Raw genomic sequence first — 15,158 nt, forward strand, 5'->3', positions numbered from 1 at the left:
CTCCCACCTTTTAATCGCCCGTGATGAATGCCTCTGGCGAGGACAGCCGCCACCGGGATAACGTAGGGACACCGTGTGAACGCATGACAACAAGGACTCGCCCGATGCACATCATCAACGCCCGACTGCGCAACCAAGATGGCCTGCATGAATTGCACTTGGAAAACGGCCTGATCAGCAACATTTCCCGCCAGACCGAAGCGCCGACCCTGGGCCCCGATGACCTGGACGCCGGGGGCAACCTGGTGGTGCCGCCCTTCGTCGAACCGCACATTCACCTCGACGCCACGCTCACCGCCGGCGAACCGCGCTGGAACATGAGCGGCACGCTGTTCGAGGGGATCGAATGCTGGGGCGAGCGCAAGGCAACGATCACTGCGCAAGATACCAAAACCCGCGCCAAGCAAACCATCCAGGCCCTCGCCGCCCACGGCATCCAGCATGTGCGCACCCACGTCGATGTCACCGACCCGCAGCTCACCGCACTGCAGGCGATGCTTGAAGTGCGCGAGGAGAGTCGTCACCTGGTCGACATGCAAATCGTCGCGTTCCCCCAGGAGGGTATCGAATCGTACCGCGACGGCCGGGCGTTGATGGAGCAAGCGATCCGCCTCGGCGCCGACGTGGTCGGCGGGATTCCGCATTTCGAGTACACCCGCGACCAGGGCGTGAGCTCGGTGAAGTTCCTGATGGACCTGGCCGAACGCACCGGTTGCCTGGTGGACGTGCATTGCGACGAAACCGACGACCCGCATTCGCGCTTTCTCGAAGTGCTGGCCGAAGAGGCACGCAGCCGCGACATGGGTTCACGGGTCACGGCCAGTCACACCACGGCCATGGGTTCCTATGACAACGCCTACTGCGCCAAGCTGTTCCGGTTGCTCGGGCATTCGGGGATCAGTTTTGTCTCCTGCCCGACCGAAAGCATTCACCTGCAGGGCCGCTTCGACAACTTCCCGAAACGCCGTGGCGTGACCCGGGTCAATGAACTGCTCGAGGCGGGGATGAACGTGTGTTTTGGCCAGGACTCAATCGTCGACCCCTGGTATCCGCTGGGCAACGGCAACATCCTGCGGGTGCTTGAAGCCGGCCTGCATATTTGTCACATGCTCGGCTATCGCAACCTGCAAGGCGCCCTGGACCTGGTTACCGACAACAGCGCCAAGGCATTGAACCTGGGTGATCGCTACGGACTGGAGCGCGGGCGGCCGGCGAATCTGCTGATTCTGTCGGCGGACAGTGACTACGAGGTGATCCGCAGCCAGGGGCTGCCGCTGTATTCGGTGCGTGGCGGCAAGGTGTTGATGAAGCGGCAGATGCCGGCGGTGCAATGGGCTGACTGATCCGGGATTTGCGCTGGCCGCATCGCGAGCAGGCTCGCTCCCACACAGGACCTGTGTTGATCACACGTTCCCCTGTGGAAGTGGACGTGTGGTGCTCACACTCCCCCTGTGGGAGCGAGCCTGCTCGCGAAGGGACTTCGAGGTCACCCCATCAACCGAGCCGTTCCGAACAGGCTGACCCGGCTCAATGCTCCCTCCACTTCCTCCAGCAGAATCGGCGCCGTGCCGCCGGGCATGACCACCTTCACTTCGCCCGCCGTCACCCAGCCCACACGCCAGGCCGCACACGCCACGGCGCTGGCGCTGGTGCCGGATGACGCAGTCGGCCCTTCTCCGCGTTCGAACACCCGTGCCGCAATGCGCTGCTCTGATTCACGCATCGCCCATTGCAGGTTGATCCCCGCCGGACACGGGCGCCCCGCTCCAGTCGGCATGGCATAGGCAATCGTCGTCAGTCCTTCGGACAAAGCGCCCTGGCGCATGTGTTCATTGGCCGGCAAGGCATCGGCCTCGTCCACCAGGGTCACGCAATGCGGATTGCCCACCCGCACGAACTGGCTGCGCTGCCAGGCGGGATTCAGCGCCGACAACGGCTGCACATGACTGAGCACCCGAGCATTCAAGGTCACTTCGTCGGTCCCCAGGGCACTCACCGCCCCGGGCCCGAAGGCCGGTTTGCCCAGGTCCAGCCAGAAGCCCTGCACCTGCTCGACACGGGCGGCCTTCACCGAGGTTTCACCGGGCGAAGGCGTATCGGCCTTGTCGTGGTGCACCCTGAGCAAACAGGCTTGATCTGCTGGCAACAGCCCCTGGTCGCTGAGCGCCTGGGAAAAAATCGTCAAGCCGTTGCCACTGCGCTCGGCCAGGGTGCCGTCGGTGTTGACGATCAACAGGTCGAATGGCGGCGCGGATTGAAACGGACCGACCAGCAGTCCATCACTGCGATGGTGCTTGCTGCCGGGCGGTTGCGTGCCGGGCGCCCAGTTGCAGATGGCCTCGATGGCCGACGGTGCCCAGGTGGCGCGGGTCTGCGCCGCCAGGCTGGCCTGCTCCGGCAGATCGATCCCGGCACGGCGCAGCGCCTCCGGCGCCACCACCGCGTAAACATTGCCCCGCGCATCGTAAAACGGCGTCATCGCGCCTCCTGTCCACCGATCGAAAGACGACAACATATCGCGAAACGACGACTGGCTGTGCAAGGATGTCGCCCTGCCTGAACGCGAAACGCCCAGGACGCTGATCGAACCTCATGGGTCAGTCACGGTCCTTTGCGCACGCATTGTTTTTGCCAAGGATCGATATGAGCAGCCTCAACACCCAGACCCCCTTCGTACCCGGACGACTGCAACAGATGTCCACCCGCGTGGCCTTTTTCATCGCCGGGTTCGGGATTGCCGCGTGGGCGCCCCTGGTGCCTTACGCCAAGGCCCGTGCCGGGTTGGATGAAGGATCCCTCGGCTTGCTGTTGTTGTGCCTGGGCGTGGGCTCGATCCTGGCGATGCCGATGGCCGGGATGCTGTCCACCCGATTCGGTTGCCGCCGGGTCGCGGTGGGCGGAACGCTGCTGATCTGCGCCGCCCTGCCCCTGCTGGCCACGGTCTCGGCGGTTCCGGCGCTGATGGCGGCGTTGTTCATGTTCGGTGCCGGCCTGGGCACCGTGGATTCCACGGTGAACCTGCAAGCGGTGATCGTCGAGCGGGCCAGCGGCAAGACCATGATGTCGGGCTTCCACGGGCTGTTCAGCCTCGGCGGGATTGTCGGCGCGGCGGGCGTCAGCGCTTTGCTCGGCCTGGGCATTTCACCGTTGGGGGCGACGCTGGTGGTGGTGCTGGTATTGATCGCGGCACTGTTCAAGGCCGCCCCGCACATGCTGCCCTACGGCAGCGAAAGCTCCGGGCCGGCGTTCGCGGTGCCCCATGGCATCGTGTTGTTCATCGGCGGGATGTGCTTCATCGTGTTTCTGGCCGAGGGCGCGGCCCTCGACTGGAGCGCGGTGTTCCTGGTGCAGGAACGCGGCATCGCCACGGCCTATGCCGGCCTGGGGTATGCCGCGTTTGCACTGACCATGACCGTGGGGCGCCTGACCGGCGACACCCTGGTCCACCGCCTCGGGGCGACTCGGGTCATCGTGTGTGGCGGGCTGCTGGCGGCCGGTGGGCTGTTCCTGGCGACATTCGCACCGGACTGGGAAGTGGCATTGGTCGGCTATGCCATGCTCGGCGCAGGCTGCTCGAACATCGTGCCGGTGTTGTACACCGCCGTGGGCAAACAGACTGTCATGCCGGAAAGCATTGCGGTCCCGGCCATCACCACCCTCGGTTATGCAGGCATCCTGGCAGGGCCCGCAGTGATCGGCTTTATCGCCCACGGCAGCAGTTTGAGTTTTGCCTTTGGCCTGATGGCGCTGCTGCTGGTGGCCGTGGCGATTGGCGGGAAAGTGTTGAAGGTGTGAACGCCCGAAGCGCTCCTGTGGGACCGGGCCTCTCGCGAAAGCCGCCGACAGTCACTGTCTGCACGGCCATCATCGCAAGAGGCTCGCTCCCACAGGGAAGGGTCAAACACCCGCGAGCGATCAGAACCCGACGCTGGCCTGCACGAAGAACGTGCGCGGTGTGCCGACGTACATGCCCGCGTTGTTGTCGCTGGAACGAGTGAAGTATTGCTTGTCGAAGAGGTTTTTCACCCCGGCGCCCAGCTTCAGGTTGGACAATTGCGGACCGAAGTCATAACCACCGCGCACGTTCCAGGTCACGTAACCCGGAATGTCGCCGTAGCGACCGTCGGCGGTGCCTTCGGTGATGTAGTTGTTGGTGAAGCTGCCGTTGGCGTTCACTGCAACGCCGGGTGAACGCTGCCTGGATTGGGCGAAGGCATCGATGTTCCAGGTCCAGCGGTCGATGTCATAGCGCAGGCCGGCCGTCGCCACCTGGCGCGAATAGAACGGCAGGTCGCGGCCCTTGAAGCCCGGGATTTCCCCTTCATACACCGCACGAGTGTAGGTGATGCCCGCGTTGGCGGTCAGGCCGTCGAGCCGCGGGTCCAGGGCCGACATATCGTAATGCAGCGAAGCTTCGATGCCCTGGTGCGTGGTCGCCCCCAGGTTGGTCCAGCCCGCATCGTTGCTGATGTATTGCAGTTCCTTGTCGAAGTCGATGTAGAACAGCGTCACTTCACCGCCCCACACATCATCGTTGTAGCGCGTGCCGACCTCATAGGTCTTGGCCTTTTCCGGCTCCAGCCCGTTCGCCGTGCTGTCACCCGTCCCTCCCTGACCGAGCTGGAAATACTGCAGGCTGCCGAACGACGTTTCGTAGTTGGCGAACAGTTTCCACGCATCGGAGAGGTGATACATCACGCTCAACGCCGGCAGCGGCTCGTTGCTTTCGATGCTGCGATTCTTTTCCTGCACGCGTCTGCCGGCGGTATCCAGCACCGGGCGGTCGTGCCAGTCGGTGCTGATGTGTTCGAAACGGATGCCGGGAGTGAGGGTCCAGTTGCCGACATCGATCTTGTTATCGATGTACACCGAGTTGGCTTCCGTGCCACCGGTACGGTCCTGGTACACATGGCCATCGGAGCCTGGGGTCGCAACCGGCGTGTTGTTGACCAAGGCCAGACGACTGGCCTCTTCGTGCATGCCTTCCTTGAGGTAGCGATAACCGACGCTGACTTCCTGGGTGGTCGGGCCGACATCGAACACATGCGAGACCCGCGGTTCGATGCCGAAGGTGTAGTAGGTGCGCGGGAACGAGCCGATGGTTTTCTGATCGATGGCGGCGATGTTGCTGCCCCGGAAACTGTCGGAGTAGTAAGTCAGCACTTCAGCCTGGGTACGCTCGTCGATCTGCCGGAGCCACTTGAACGAGATGTCCTTGCGGCGCCCGCTGAAATTGTCGTTGTTGCGGTCGGACTGGAACGGGTTGGCGTCGTATTGCGCCTGGGTCAGGCCACCTGGCATGTCGGCGCTGGCGTCGTAGTAATGCAGGTTGAGGCTGAAATCGTCGACATCGGTCGGCGCCCAGTGGGTCTTGAGCAACACGTCGTCGATGTCGTTGCCGTTGTTGCGCTCGCGGTAACCGTTGCCGTTGACGCCCGAGTACAGCAGCGCCACACCGATGCCGTTGTCCGCAGTGCCGCCGGCAAATGCCGTGTCGATGTGTTTCCAGCCACCGTGCCGCGAGGTTTCCAGGGTGGTGCCGATCTCGGCGGAGGCCTTTTCCGGGATCGCCCGGGTCACGAAGTTGATCACACCGCCCACGTTCTGTGGCCCGTAGCGCACGGAACCGGCGCCGCGTACCACGTCGATGCTGTCCAGGTTACCCGAGGAAATCGGCGCCATGGACAACTGAGGCTGGCCGTACGGAGCGAAAGCGGCGGGAACGCCGTCGATCAGCACCGTGGAGCGTGGCGACAGGCGCGAGGTCAGGCCACGCACGCCGACGTTCAGAGAAATATCGCTGCCACCCGTCCCGTTGGCCTCCTGCACTTGTACGCCGGGCACACGCTTGAGCACGTCGCCCACGTTCATCGCGCCCTGCTCGACCATGGCCTCGCGGCGAATCACCGTGCGCGCGCCGGGGTGGTTCTGCACCACGGCGGCATCGGCGTCACCGAGCCAGTCACCCACCACCTTGATGTCGGTCACGCCCAGTTCCAGCGGGCCATTGGCCGCAGAAGTCGGCGCCGGCGTCAGGGTCACCGAGCCTTCGTCGATCTGGTATTCAAGGCCACTGCCCTGCAGCAACTGGCGCAGGGCCTGTTCCGGCGAGAGATTGCCGTCCACCGCCGGGGCCTGCTTGCCCGCCACCAGCTCCGGGCTGAAGAACACCTGCAGCGAGGTCTGCTGACCCAGCTCGCTCAGGGCCTGGCCCAGGGGTTGCGCCGCGATGTGAATGCTGTCGGCGGCAAATGCCTGGGGCAGTGCCACGTTGACTGCCAACGCGAGCGCCAGCGGCAACCAGGAAAATTTATTGTTTTTTGCAGTGGATTTTTTCACGTCGAACAGCGTCCTGTGAGCGCAAGAAAGTGCGTCTGTTAATGCAAACCAGTTGCAGTTGGACAAGAAGACGATGAACTCGAAAAAAACCTGAATTTATTTTGCAATTATTTCCTGGCTGCCATCGGCGTGGGTGCGCACGGCCACCGGCAGGATGTTTGGCAAGGCCTTGAGCAAGGCGTCGGTGTTGTCGGATTTGAACACGCTGGTCAGGCGCAAATGGCCGACCTTGTCGTTGCTGACAGTCAGCGGCCTGTCGCGATAGCGCGACACTTCCTCGACCACTTCGCTGAGACTGGCGTTGTCGAACACCAGTTTGCCGCTGCGCCAGGCGGTCAGCCGCGCCGCGTTGACCGCATAGGCCGGCGCCACGTTGCCGCGTGCATCGACCCGTGTACCGAGGCCGGCAGTGAGGCTGACGAAGGCGTCGTCGGGCGCCTCGCGCCCCTGGACCTTGACGGTGCCCTGCTCCACCACGACCCGGGTGTCGTGGGTGTCGCGCCGCACATCGAAGCGGGTGCCGGTGACCGTGACCTTGCCGCTGCCGGCCTCGACCACGAACGGCCGATCGCTGTCGTGCGCGACGTTGAACAGGGCCTCGCCTTCAGTCAGCTCGATGCGGCGATGATCTTTTTCAAAGCGCACCTGAAGGCGGCTGCGACTGTTCAGGTCAATCACCGAACCGTCCGGCAACGCCACATGACGGCGCTCGCCCAGCGCCGTCGAGTACTCGGCGGAGTAAGTCGCCGATTGATTCAAACCGCTGAACAGGCCCAGGCCGAGCGCCACCGCCAGGACACTGGCCGCCACCGCATAACGCACCAGCGGCCGACGCGGGTTGCGGGCCGGCGGTGCTTCGCACAAGGCTTGCAGACGCGCAGCGGGGAGCAGGTCTGCGGCGGACCACAGGCCCTGGAGCAATTGAAATTCGTCACGGTGCTGAGGGTGTTCGTTCAGCCAGCGCTCGAAATCCAGATGTTCCTCGATGGCCACGGCTGGCTCCCGCAGACGCACAAACCACCGCGCCGCCTCATCGCGAACCGTTGTTTGCCCGCACGCGCAATCACGGTTATCCATCATGGAAGTTCCTGTGTGGCTGGGGATGAAAAGGCACGGCCGATCATGAATGCAGTCCGTCGAGGCGGTCGCGCAGATGCCGCAAGGTGCGGATCATATACTTTTCCACCATGTTCTTGGACAGTCCCAGGCGTTCGGCGATTTCCGCCTGAGTCAGGCCTTCGATCTTCTGCCAGACGAACACCTTGCGACAATTGACCGGCAACTCGCTGAGCGCCCGCTCGATGGAATCAGCCAACTGGACCGCATGCATGAAATGCTCCGGGTCGCCGGACGACGACACACCGTGATCGATCGCCTCTGACTCCATGGCCCCCCGCCGGTCCTCACGCCGATAACCATCCACCGCGATGTTGCGGGCGGTCTGGTGCAGATACGCCCGGGGCTGCTGCACGGCCGCCGAATCGGACTCAAGCACCCGAACGAAGGTGTCGTGGGCCAGGTCCTCGGCCTGCTGACGATTTCTCAGGCGTCGGGTCCAGGTGCCAACCAACTCTTCGTAATGCTCGAAAAAGCCGTGTCTGCGGGGCAGCTTGGGGATCATTGCGGTGTGCTATGAAGACGGGGCGTGAATAGTAATGCTTCCTATTAACTGGAAGCAATGGCTACCGGACCAGCGCCGCGCGACCGGGTTTTATCCGCCAGAGCGGCGGGAAATGTTGATTTAGGCACGCAGCCAAAGGATTCTGGCAGGCATGCCAAAGCAGCCAGGCAGTGGCTGTAGCACAGTGCGGTAATGCCAGTCATCGGCTTTTGCCCGGGAACCCTTCCATGTTCAGCACCTTCGCCTCATTCAAAAGAAAACCGTTGGCCCGCCTTGCGCTGGCCATCACCCTCGGCACGCTGGGCCTGCCCGGCTGGATCGAGCAGGCCAGTGCCCACGGCGGTCATGCCGAAATGGTGCCGCTGCAATCGGAACTCGAAGCGTTCGGGGCCTCCGTCAAATGGGATGACTACGCCGACCTGTTCGTGATTGCCAAGGACGGCGTTTACCTCAAGGTCAAACCGGGCAGCAAGGTGGCGATGCTCAACGGCAAGCGCATGGAGCTGACCGTCCCGGTGGTGTTCAAGGGCAAGACCGCCTACATGTCTCGGGATTTCATCAATCAGGTCTTCCAGTCCGGCCTGGACAAGACCTTTGTCATCGAGACCCGCCCGAACCCGCTCAACCCGTTGAGCGCGGACGAAATCAACAGCGCGGTGAACATCGTCAAGCAATCGCCGCACTACCGGCCGGGCTTTCGCTTCACCGAAGTCTCGGTCAAGGAACCGCCGAAGGACCAGGTGTGGAATTTCGTCTACACCGGGCAGAACGTCACCCAGCCGCGCCAGGCCAACATCGTGGTGCTCGACGGCAAGCATGTGATCGAGGCCCTGGTCGACCTCGACAGCAAGACCCTGACCGCATGGAAAGCCGTCGAAGGCGCCCACGGCATGGTCCTGCTGGACGACTTCGCCACCGTGCAATCGGCCATCGAGGCCAGCCCCGATTACGCCCAGGCCCTGGCCAGGCGCGGCATCAACGATGTGAAGCAGGTGGTGGCCACGCCACTGACCGTCGGCTACTTCGACGGCAAGGACGGCCTGGCGCAGGACAAACGCCTGCTGAAAATCGTCAGCTACCTGAACACCGGCGATGGCAATTACTGGGCACACCCTATCGAGGGACTGGTGGCGGTGGTCGACCTGGAGCAGAAAAAGCTGATCAAGATCGAAGACGACGCGGTGATTCCGGTGCCGATGAAGCCGACGCCGTACGACGGGCGCGGGCGCAAGACGGCGTCGGTCAAGCCGTTGGAGATCATCGAGCCGGAGGGAAAAAACTACACCATCACCGGCAACAGCATTCATTGGCAGAACTGGGATTTCCACGTGCGCCTCGACTCCCGGGTCGGGCCGATCCTGTCCACCGTCACTTTTGACGACAAGGGCAGGAAACGCAAAGTCATGTACGAAGGTTCGCTGGGCGGCATGATCGTGCCTTACGGCGATCCCGACGGCGGCTGGTACTTCAAAGCGTACCTGGACTCGGGCGACTACGGCATGGGCACCCTGACGTCACCGATTGCGCGCGGCAAGGATGCACCGCAGAACGCCGTGCTGCTGGACGCGACCATCGCCGACTACACCGGCGCACCGACGTCCATCCCACGAGCCATGGCGGTGTTCGAACGCTACGCCGGTCCGGAATACAAACACCAGGAAATGGGCCAGCCCAACCTCAGCACCGAGCGCCGCGAACTGGTGGTGCGCTGGATCAGCACCGTCGGCAACTATGACTACATCTTCGACTGGGTCTTCCAGCAGAACGGCACCCTGGGCATCGATGCCGGCGCCACGGGGATCGAAGCGGTCAAGGGTGTGAAATCGAAAACCATGCACGAGGCCACGGCCAAGGAAGACACGCGCTACGGCACCCTGCTGGACCACAACATCGTCGGCACCACGCACCAGCACATCTACAACTTCCGTCTGGACATGGACGTGGACGGTGAAAACAACTCGCTGGTGGAAGTGAACCCGGTCATCGCCGCGAACGACCGTGGCGGGCCGCGGACCAGCACCATGCAGACCGAAACCCGGGTGGTGAGCAGCGAACAGCAGGCCGCGCAGAAGTTCGACCCGTCGACCATTCGCCTGCTGAGCAACCCGAGCAAGGAAAACAAGGTCGGCAACCCGGTTTCCTACCAGTTGATCCCGTATGCCGGCGGCACCCATCCGGTGGCCAGGGGCGCCAACTTCGGCAAGGACGAATGGCTCTATCACCGCCTGAGTTTCATGGATAAACAACTGTGGGTGACGCGCTACAACCCGGACGAAAAATACCCGGAAGGCAAATACCCGAACCGCTCCGACAAGGACTCGGGCCTGGGGCAGTTCACCCACGACGACCAGTCCATCGAGAACACCGACGACGTGGTCTGGCTGACCACCGGCACCACCCACGTCGCCCGGGCCGAAGAATGGCCGATCATGCCGACCGAGTGGGTGCACGTACTGCTCAAGCCATGGAACTTCTTCGACGAGACGCCGACGCTGAACCTTGCGAAATGAGCGCACGGTGGGAGCGAACTTGTTCGCTCCCACCGGTTACTCAGGCGTCACGCATGCTTCTTGCGGTACTCGCCCGGTGAAATGCCGAAGCGGGATTTGAACGCAGTCGAGAAATAGCTCGAATCGGAAAACCCCCACGAATACCCCAGCACCGACAACTTCTGTTCGGTGCGGGTCTGGCGCAAGGATTCGGCGCACAGGTCCAGTCGCCGGTTCTTGATGTAGCGCGCCACCACCAGGCCCTTGCGGGCAAACATCCGGTACAGGCCTCGCGTCGACATGCCAATCTCGCGGGCCAGCCATTCGGGGCACAGGGCTTCGGAGCGGATGTGCTCGTCAATGAAGCCCAGGGTCTTGCGGAACGTGCGCTCGTGCACATCCAGGCACTCGTCGCTGTGGCTGATGGCCGGACGCAGCAGACTGACGATGGCCTCCAGCGTCGCTTCGCTTTCGGCCTGGCTGAGGCTTTGCTGATGTGTCGCGTCGAGGATCAAGCGGTGCGACAGCAGCGCAATCGGCGAGGTCGCGGCAATCCGGTGGCCGCACTTGACCTGATTGAAACGCAGGGTCTGCTCGACCAGTTGCGAGGGCAGAATCAGCGACAACTGCCGCGAGTTCTCGCTGTACGTAAAGTCACTGGGGCGCGAGGCGTCGATCAGGGTGATGTCGCCGGCCGACAGCATCGCCCGGCTGTCGCCCTGGGCCATGCTCGCCGTACCGTCGAGCTGGAACACCGCGAAATACTTGCCGCCCTCGCCCGCCGCGACTTCCTGGGGCGTGCGATACAGCCGAGCCTGGCAGGCATCGACAAAACTGAGCTTCAGCGCGCCGTCCTGGTGCTCGCGGATCTGACCGGCAAACTCCTCGCCCAGGGGTTGGGCGCTGAAGGCGCCGCAAATCCGGTTGATCTGGTGAATCCACTGATCGAAACCATCACGGCGCTGTGCAATTGAAGAAATCATGTCGGGCCTCACGCAGGCTTGTTTTTATTATCTACGCCAATCCACGGGTTCTCCTGAACGGTGCCACTCCCAGAAAGCGAACGGGTTACTTGAGCCCGCCAAAACGTCGATAGAAGCTTTCGCCCACATCCGGCAACGGACCGTCGGCGGTTTCCAGGGCACTGTTCAACCATTCCTCGGCCTTGGCGTAGATCAGCCGATAGATATTGCGACACAACTGCCGGGCTGCCCGACCTTCCCAATCGCCGGGCAACAACTCGTCCGGTAACTGCGGGTCGCGCAACAGCAATTTACGGTATTCGTGAATAAGCAGGACACGTGCCAGGAAGCAGTCGGACGGCTGCAGGTTCTCCTGCTCGCGAAGCGCTTGCCAGAGCGGTCGGAACAACTGGATGAACTCGCTGTAATGGGCGGCCAGTTCCTCGATGTTCCAGCTCTCGCGCACCTGCAGGCGCAGGGCCTTGGAGGCCAGCACGTCCTGGGCGGTGGTTTCGAAAACGATGGTGTCTTCCTGGGCACCGAGGTCGAGCAGGGTCGCGTTGAGGTCCGAGCGATCGCTGCGCGGGCAGGCCAGCACCGCCGGCGAGATCGCACCAAAACCTTGCCATTCCAGTTCTTCACGCACCTGTTTGCGCTTGTCCTGGGTCAGCTGCGTCAGCATCACCAGGCACCAGGAGCCGTCCCATGCCGGAACGGTGGAGCTGTAGACCCGCTTGAACGCCTTGTCGAAACGTCGACGGCCGGTGCCGGTCAGGCTGTAGTAGCTGCGCCGCCCGACTTTCTCGGCCGTCAGCCAGCCTTCCTTGGTCAGGCGAAAAATCGAGGTGCGGATCAGTCGCTCATTGATGCCGATGGGTTCGAGCAGTTGAATCAGGCTGCCTAGCCACACAGTACCGCCGTGGGGCTCGATGGCATCCCCGTACAGCGTGATGATCAGGGAGCTGGCGCGGATCGGCGTCTGCTCCTGGAAACGGGTAATCAGTTGGTTCAAGGGTGTCAGGGACGACATGGGCGTACCGAGCGGAAAAAGAAAAGGAATATACCGAAAGCACGATCCCCTGTGGGAGCGAGCCTGCACGGGAAAGCGGTGTATCCGTCAGCCTCGATGTTCAATCGCAGACCGCTTCGCGAGCAGGCTCGCTCTCACAGGAGCTAAGGTGTTCATCAAGCACTGCCCTTGGGCCGCAAACCGCTGTCGCTGATGCGCGGGCGATCCGCTTCCGGCTCGGTCAACGGCTCGCAGGCTTGCATCTGCTCCAGGCAACGCCTGGCCAGCTGCTGATACTCGCGGGTGCCGGCCTGTTTCCAGGCCACTTCCTGGTCGCTGAGGGTGCGCTTGACACTGGCCGGCGCGCCCATGATCAACGACTGCTCGGGGCCCTCGAACCCGGCCTTGACGAAAGCGGCCGCCGAGACGAAGGAACGCGCACCGATGCACGCGTTGTCCATCACCACCGCATTCATCCCCACCAGTGCGTCGGCCCCGATCCGGCAACCATGCAGCACCGCACCATGGCCGATGTGGCCATTGCGTTCGACCACGGTGTCGCTGTCCGGGAAACCGTGCATCACGCAGGTGTCCTGCACGTTGGCGCCCTCCTCCAGGACGATCCGGCCGAAATCCCCGCGCAGGCTCGCCAACGGCCCGACGTAGCAATGCGGACCGACGATCACATCACCGATCAGGACGGCCGAGGGGTGCACATAGGCGGTCGGATCAACCACCGGGGTCAAGCCATCGAGGCTGTAGCAGGTCATGGGCGTGTTCCTTTCAGGGCATTTCACAAAGCGATGCCGATACAGGCTTATTTTGTATCACATCGCTTTTGATAGGACAAAGCCAAAAAATCGTATCACTTGTGAATCCCGCGCTCGCGCCGACGAAACCACCCCCTAAAAACAGGCTTAAACCCCAATAAACAAGCCAATCTACGGTTACAACGAACCCCATAAGCGTATCCATGAAAATCAGAATTTCGACCAATAAGACACATTAAATGAACTTTTTATTTGCATTTACGTATCACGTTGTAGGTATACTCGGGCAAAACCGGCCCCTATCGAGCCGATCCAACAATGAGCCGGCACTGCAGCCGAGCGTGCACCGTGAGGGCATCCGCCATGCCTCTAACCCTTGCCGTCGATTTCATCGAGCCGGGCGTTCGCCTGATCACCCTGCAACGTCCACAAGCGTTGAACGCACTGAACACCGAGTTGCTCGGCGAGCTGGCCGACGAACTGAACGCCGCCCAGGCTGACGCCGACACCCGCGTCGTGGTCCTGACCGGCAGCCGCAAGGCCTTCGCCGCCGGCGCCGACATCAAGGAAATGGCCGAGCGCAATCTGGTGGGCATCCTCGACGACCCGCGCCAGGCCTCCTGGCACACCATCACCCGCTTCAACAAACCGCTGATCGCCGCCGTCAACGGCTTCGCCCTCGGCGGTGGCTGCGAACTGGCGATGCACGCCGACATCATCATTGCCGGCGAAGACGCCCGTTTCGGTCAGCCGGAAATCAACCTGGGGATCATGCCCGGCGCCGGTGGCACCCAACGCCTGTTGCGCGCGGTCGGCAAATCCATGGCCATGCAGATGGTCCTGACCGGCGAACCGATCGACGCCCGCCACGCCCAGCGTGCCGGGCTGGTCAGCGAAGTGACGCAACCGGAACTCACCGTCGAGCGCGCCCTGCAGATCGCCCGCAGCATCGCCCGCAAAGCACCGCTGGCGGTGCGCCTGGCCAAGGAAGCGCTGCTCAAGGCGATGGACACCGACCTGGCCAGCGGCCTGCGCTTCGAGCGCCACGCCTTCACCGTGCTGGCCGGCACCCGCGACCGCGACGAAGGCATCGCGGCGTTCCAGGAAAAACGCACGCCGACCTTTACCGGCCAGTGACCACCGAATTCGAACGACCTCTCAGAGAGCGCCAAGACCATGACCTTCGAACACATCCTGTTTTCCATCGAGGCCGGCGTTGCCCTGCTCAGCCTCAATCGCCCGGACCAGCTCAACAGCTTCAACACACCGATGCATGGCGAAGTGAAAGAAGCGCTGAAACAGGTGCGGCAGAACCCGGAGGTGCGCGTGCTGTTGCTGACCGGTGAAGGTCGCGGTTTCTGCGCCGGGCAGGACCTCAGCGATCGCAACGTCGCACCCGGCAGCGCCGTGCCGGACCTGGGCGAGTCCATCGAGAAGTTCTACAACCCGCTGATCCGTCAACTGCGCGACCTGCCGCTGCCGGTGATCTGTGCGGTCAACGGCGTGGCGGCCGGTGCGGGCGCCAACATCCCCCTGGCCTGCGACCTGGTTCTGGCGGCACGCTCGGCAAGCTTCATCCAGGCCTTTTGCAAGATCGGCCTGATCCCCGATTCCGGTGGCACCTGGACCTTGCCGCGCCTGGTGGGCATGGCTCGGGCCAAGGCCCTGGCCCTGCTCGGCAACCGCCTGACGGCCGAGCAGGCCGAGCAATGGGGTTTGATCTACCGCGTCGTCGACGACGCCGCACTGCGCGAGGAAGCCCTGACCCTCGCCCGCCACCTGGCCACCCAGCCGACCTACGGCCTGGCATTGATCAAACGCAGCCTCAACGCCAGCCTGAGCAACAGCTTCGACGAACAGCTTGAACTGGAGCGGGACCTGCAACGTCTGGCCGGGCGCAGCGAGGATTACCGTGAAGGCGTCAGCGCCTTCATGGAAAAGCGCAGCCCACAGTTCAAGGGGCGCTGA

The 15,158-nt window shown here is 63.0% G+C and carries 12 protein-coding genes; 5 read left to right on the top strand and 7 right to left on the bottom strand.

What is annotated here, in order from left to right:
• The first annotated feature begins 104 nt into the window (after positions 1 to 104).
• The gene (gene codA, locus IB249_RS11695; protein WP_192304686.1) at positions 105 to 1,343 is read left to right on the top strand and encodes a cytosine deaminase; all 1,239 of its coding nucleotides are present in this window, start codon (positions 105 to 107) and stop codon (positions 1,341 to 1,343) included.
• Positions 1,344 to 1,486: 143 nt separating this feature from the next.
• On the opposite strand, the gene IB249_RS11700 is transcribed toward codA, so the two are convergent.
• Positions 1,487 to 2,479, bottom strand: a complete 993-nt coding sequence (locus IB249_RS11700; protein WP_192304688.1) for a diaminopimelate epimerase — start codon at positions 2,477 to 2,479, stop codon at positions 1,487 to 1,489.
• Between the two features lie 164 nt (positions 2,480 to 2,643).
• On the opposite strand from IB249_RS11700, the gene IB249_RS11705 reads away from it, so the two are divergent.
• Positions 2,644 to 3,795 (top strand): MFS transporter, encoded by a 1,152-nt coding sequence (locus IB249_RS11705; protein ID WP_192304690.1) that lies wholly within the window; start codon positions 2,644 to 2,646, stop codon positions 3,793 to 3,795.
• A 120-nt stretch (positions 3,796 to 3,915) separates the two neighbouring features.
• On the opposite strand, the gene IB249_RS11710 is transcribed toward IB249_RS11705, so the two are convergent.
• The 3 genes from IB249_RS11710 to IB249_RS11720 all read right to left on the bottom strand — a co-directional run bounded on the left by IB249_RS11710 (position 3,916) and on the right by IB249_RS11720 (position 7,960).
• Positions 3,916 to 6,339 (bottom strand): TonB-dependent siderophore receptor, encoded by a 2,424-nt coding sequence (locus tag IB249_RS11710; protein ID WP_192304692.1) that lies wholly within the window; start codon positions 6,337 to 6,339, stop codon positions 3,916 to 3,918.
• A 96-nt stretch (positions 6,340 to 6,435) separates the two neighbouring features.
• Positions 6,436 to 7,419, bottom strand: a complete 984-nt coding sequence (locus IB249_RS11715) for a FecR family protein (RefSeq protein WP_192304694.1) — start codon at positions 7,417 to 7,419, stop codon at positions 6,436 to 6,438.
• 40 nt (positions 7,420 to 7,459) lie between these two features.
• Positions 7,460 to 7,960, bottom strand: a complete 501-nt coding sequence (locus IB249_RS11720; protein ID WP_192304696.1) for a sigma-70 family RNA polymerase sigma factor — start codon at positions 7,958 to 7,960, stop codon at positions 7,460 to 7,462.
• 227 nt (positions 7,961 to 8,187) lie between these two features.
• Between IB249_RS11720 and tynA the strand changes: the two genes are divergently transcribed.
• Positions 8,188 to 10,470, top strand: coding sequence for a primary-amine oxidase (tynA, locus tag IB249_RS11725; RefSeq protein WP_192304698.1), 2,283 nt, complete (start codon positions 8,188 to 8,190; stop codon positions 10,468 to 10,470).
• 47 nt (positions 10,471 to 10,517) lie between these two features.
• On the opposite strand, the gene feaR is transcribed toward tynA, so the two are convergent.
• From feaR to paaY, 3 genes are all read right to left on the bottom strand, one after another.
• Positions 10,518 to 11,432 carry a transcriptional regulator FeaR gene (gene feaR, locus IB249_RS11730; RefSeq protein ID WP_192304700.1) on the bottom strand — a complete coding sequence of 305 codons (915 nt, stop codon included), beginning with the start codon at positions 11,430 to 11,432 and terminating at the stop codon, positions 10,518 to 10,520.
• Positions 11,433 to 11,517: 85 nt separating this feature from the next.
• Entirely contained in the window at positions 11,518 to 12,441 is a 924-nt protein-coding gene (gene paaX / locus IB249_RS11735; protein ID WP_192304702.1) for a phenylacetic acid degradation operon negative regulatory protein PaaX, read from the bottom strand.
• A gap of 155 nt (positions 12,442 to 12,596) precedes the next feature.
• The gene (gene paaY / locus IB249_RS11740; RefSeq protein ID WP_192304704.1) at positions 12,597 to 13,190 is read right to left on the bottom strand and encodes a phenylacetic acid degradation protein PaaY; all 594 of its coding nucleotides are present in this window, start codon (positions 13,188 to 13,190) and stop codon (positions 12,597 to 12,599) included.
• Positions 13,191 to 13,553: 363 nt separating this feature from the next.
• Between paaY and paaF the strand changes: the two genes are divergently transcribed.
• Positions 13,554 to 14,327: a 2,3-dehydroadipyl-CoA hydratase PaaF gene (paaF, locus tag IB249_RS11745; RefSeq protein WP_192304706.1), complete on the top strand. Its 774-nt coding sequence runs from the start codon at positions 13,554 to 13,556 to the stop codon at positions 14,325 to 14,327.
• 39 nt (positions 14,328 to 14,366) lie between these two features.
• Entirely contained in the window at positions 14,367 to 15,158 is a 792-nt protein-coding gene (gene paaG / locus IB249_RS11750) for a 2-(1,2-epoxy-1,2-dihydrophenyl)acetyl-CoA isomerase PaaG (protein WP_192304708.1), read from the top strand.

Source organism: Pseudomonas sp. PDM04 (assembly GCF_014851765.1).
GTDB lineage: Bacteria > Pseudomonadota > Gammaproteobacteria > Pseudomonadales > Pseudomonadaceae > Aquipseudomonas.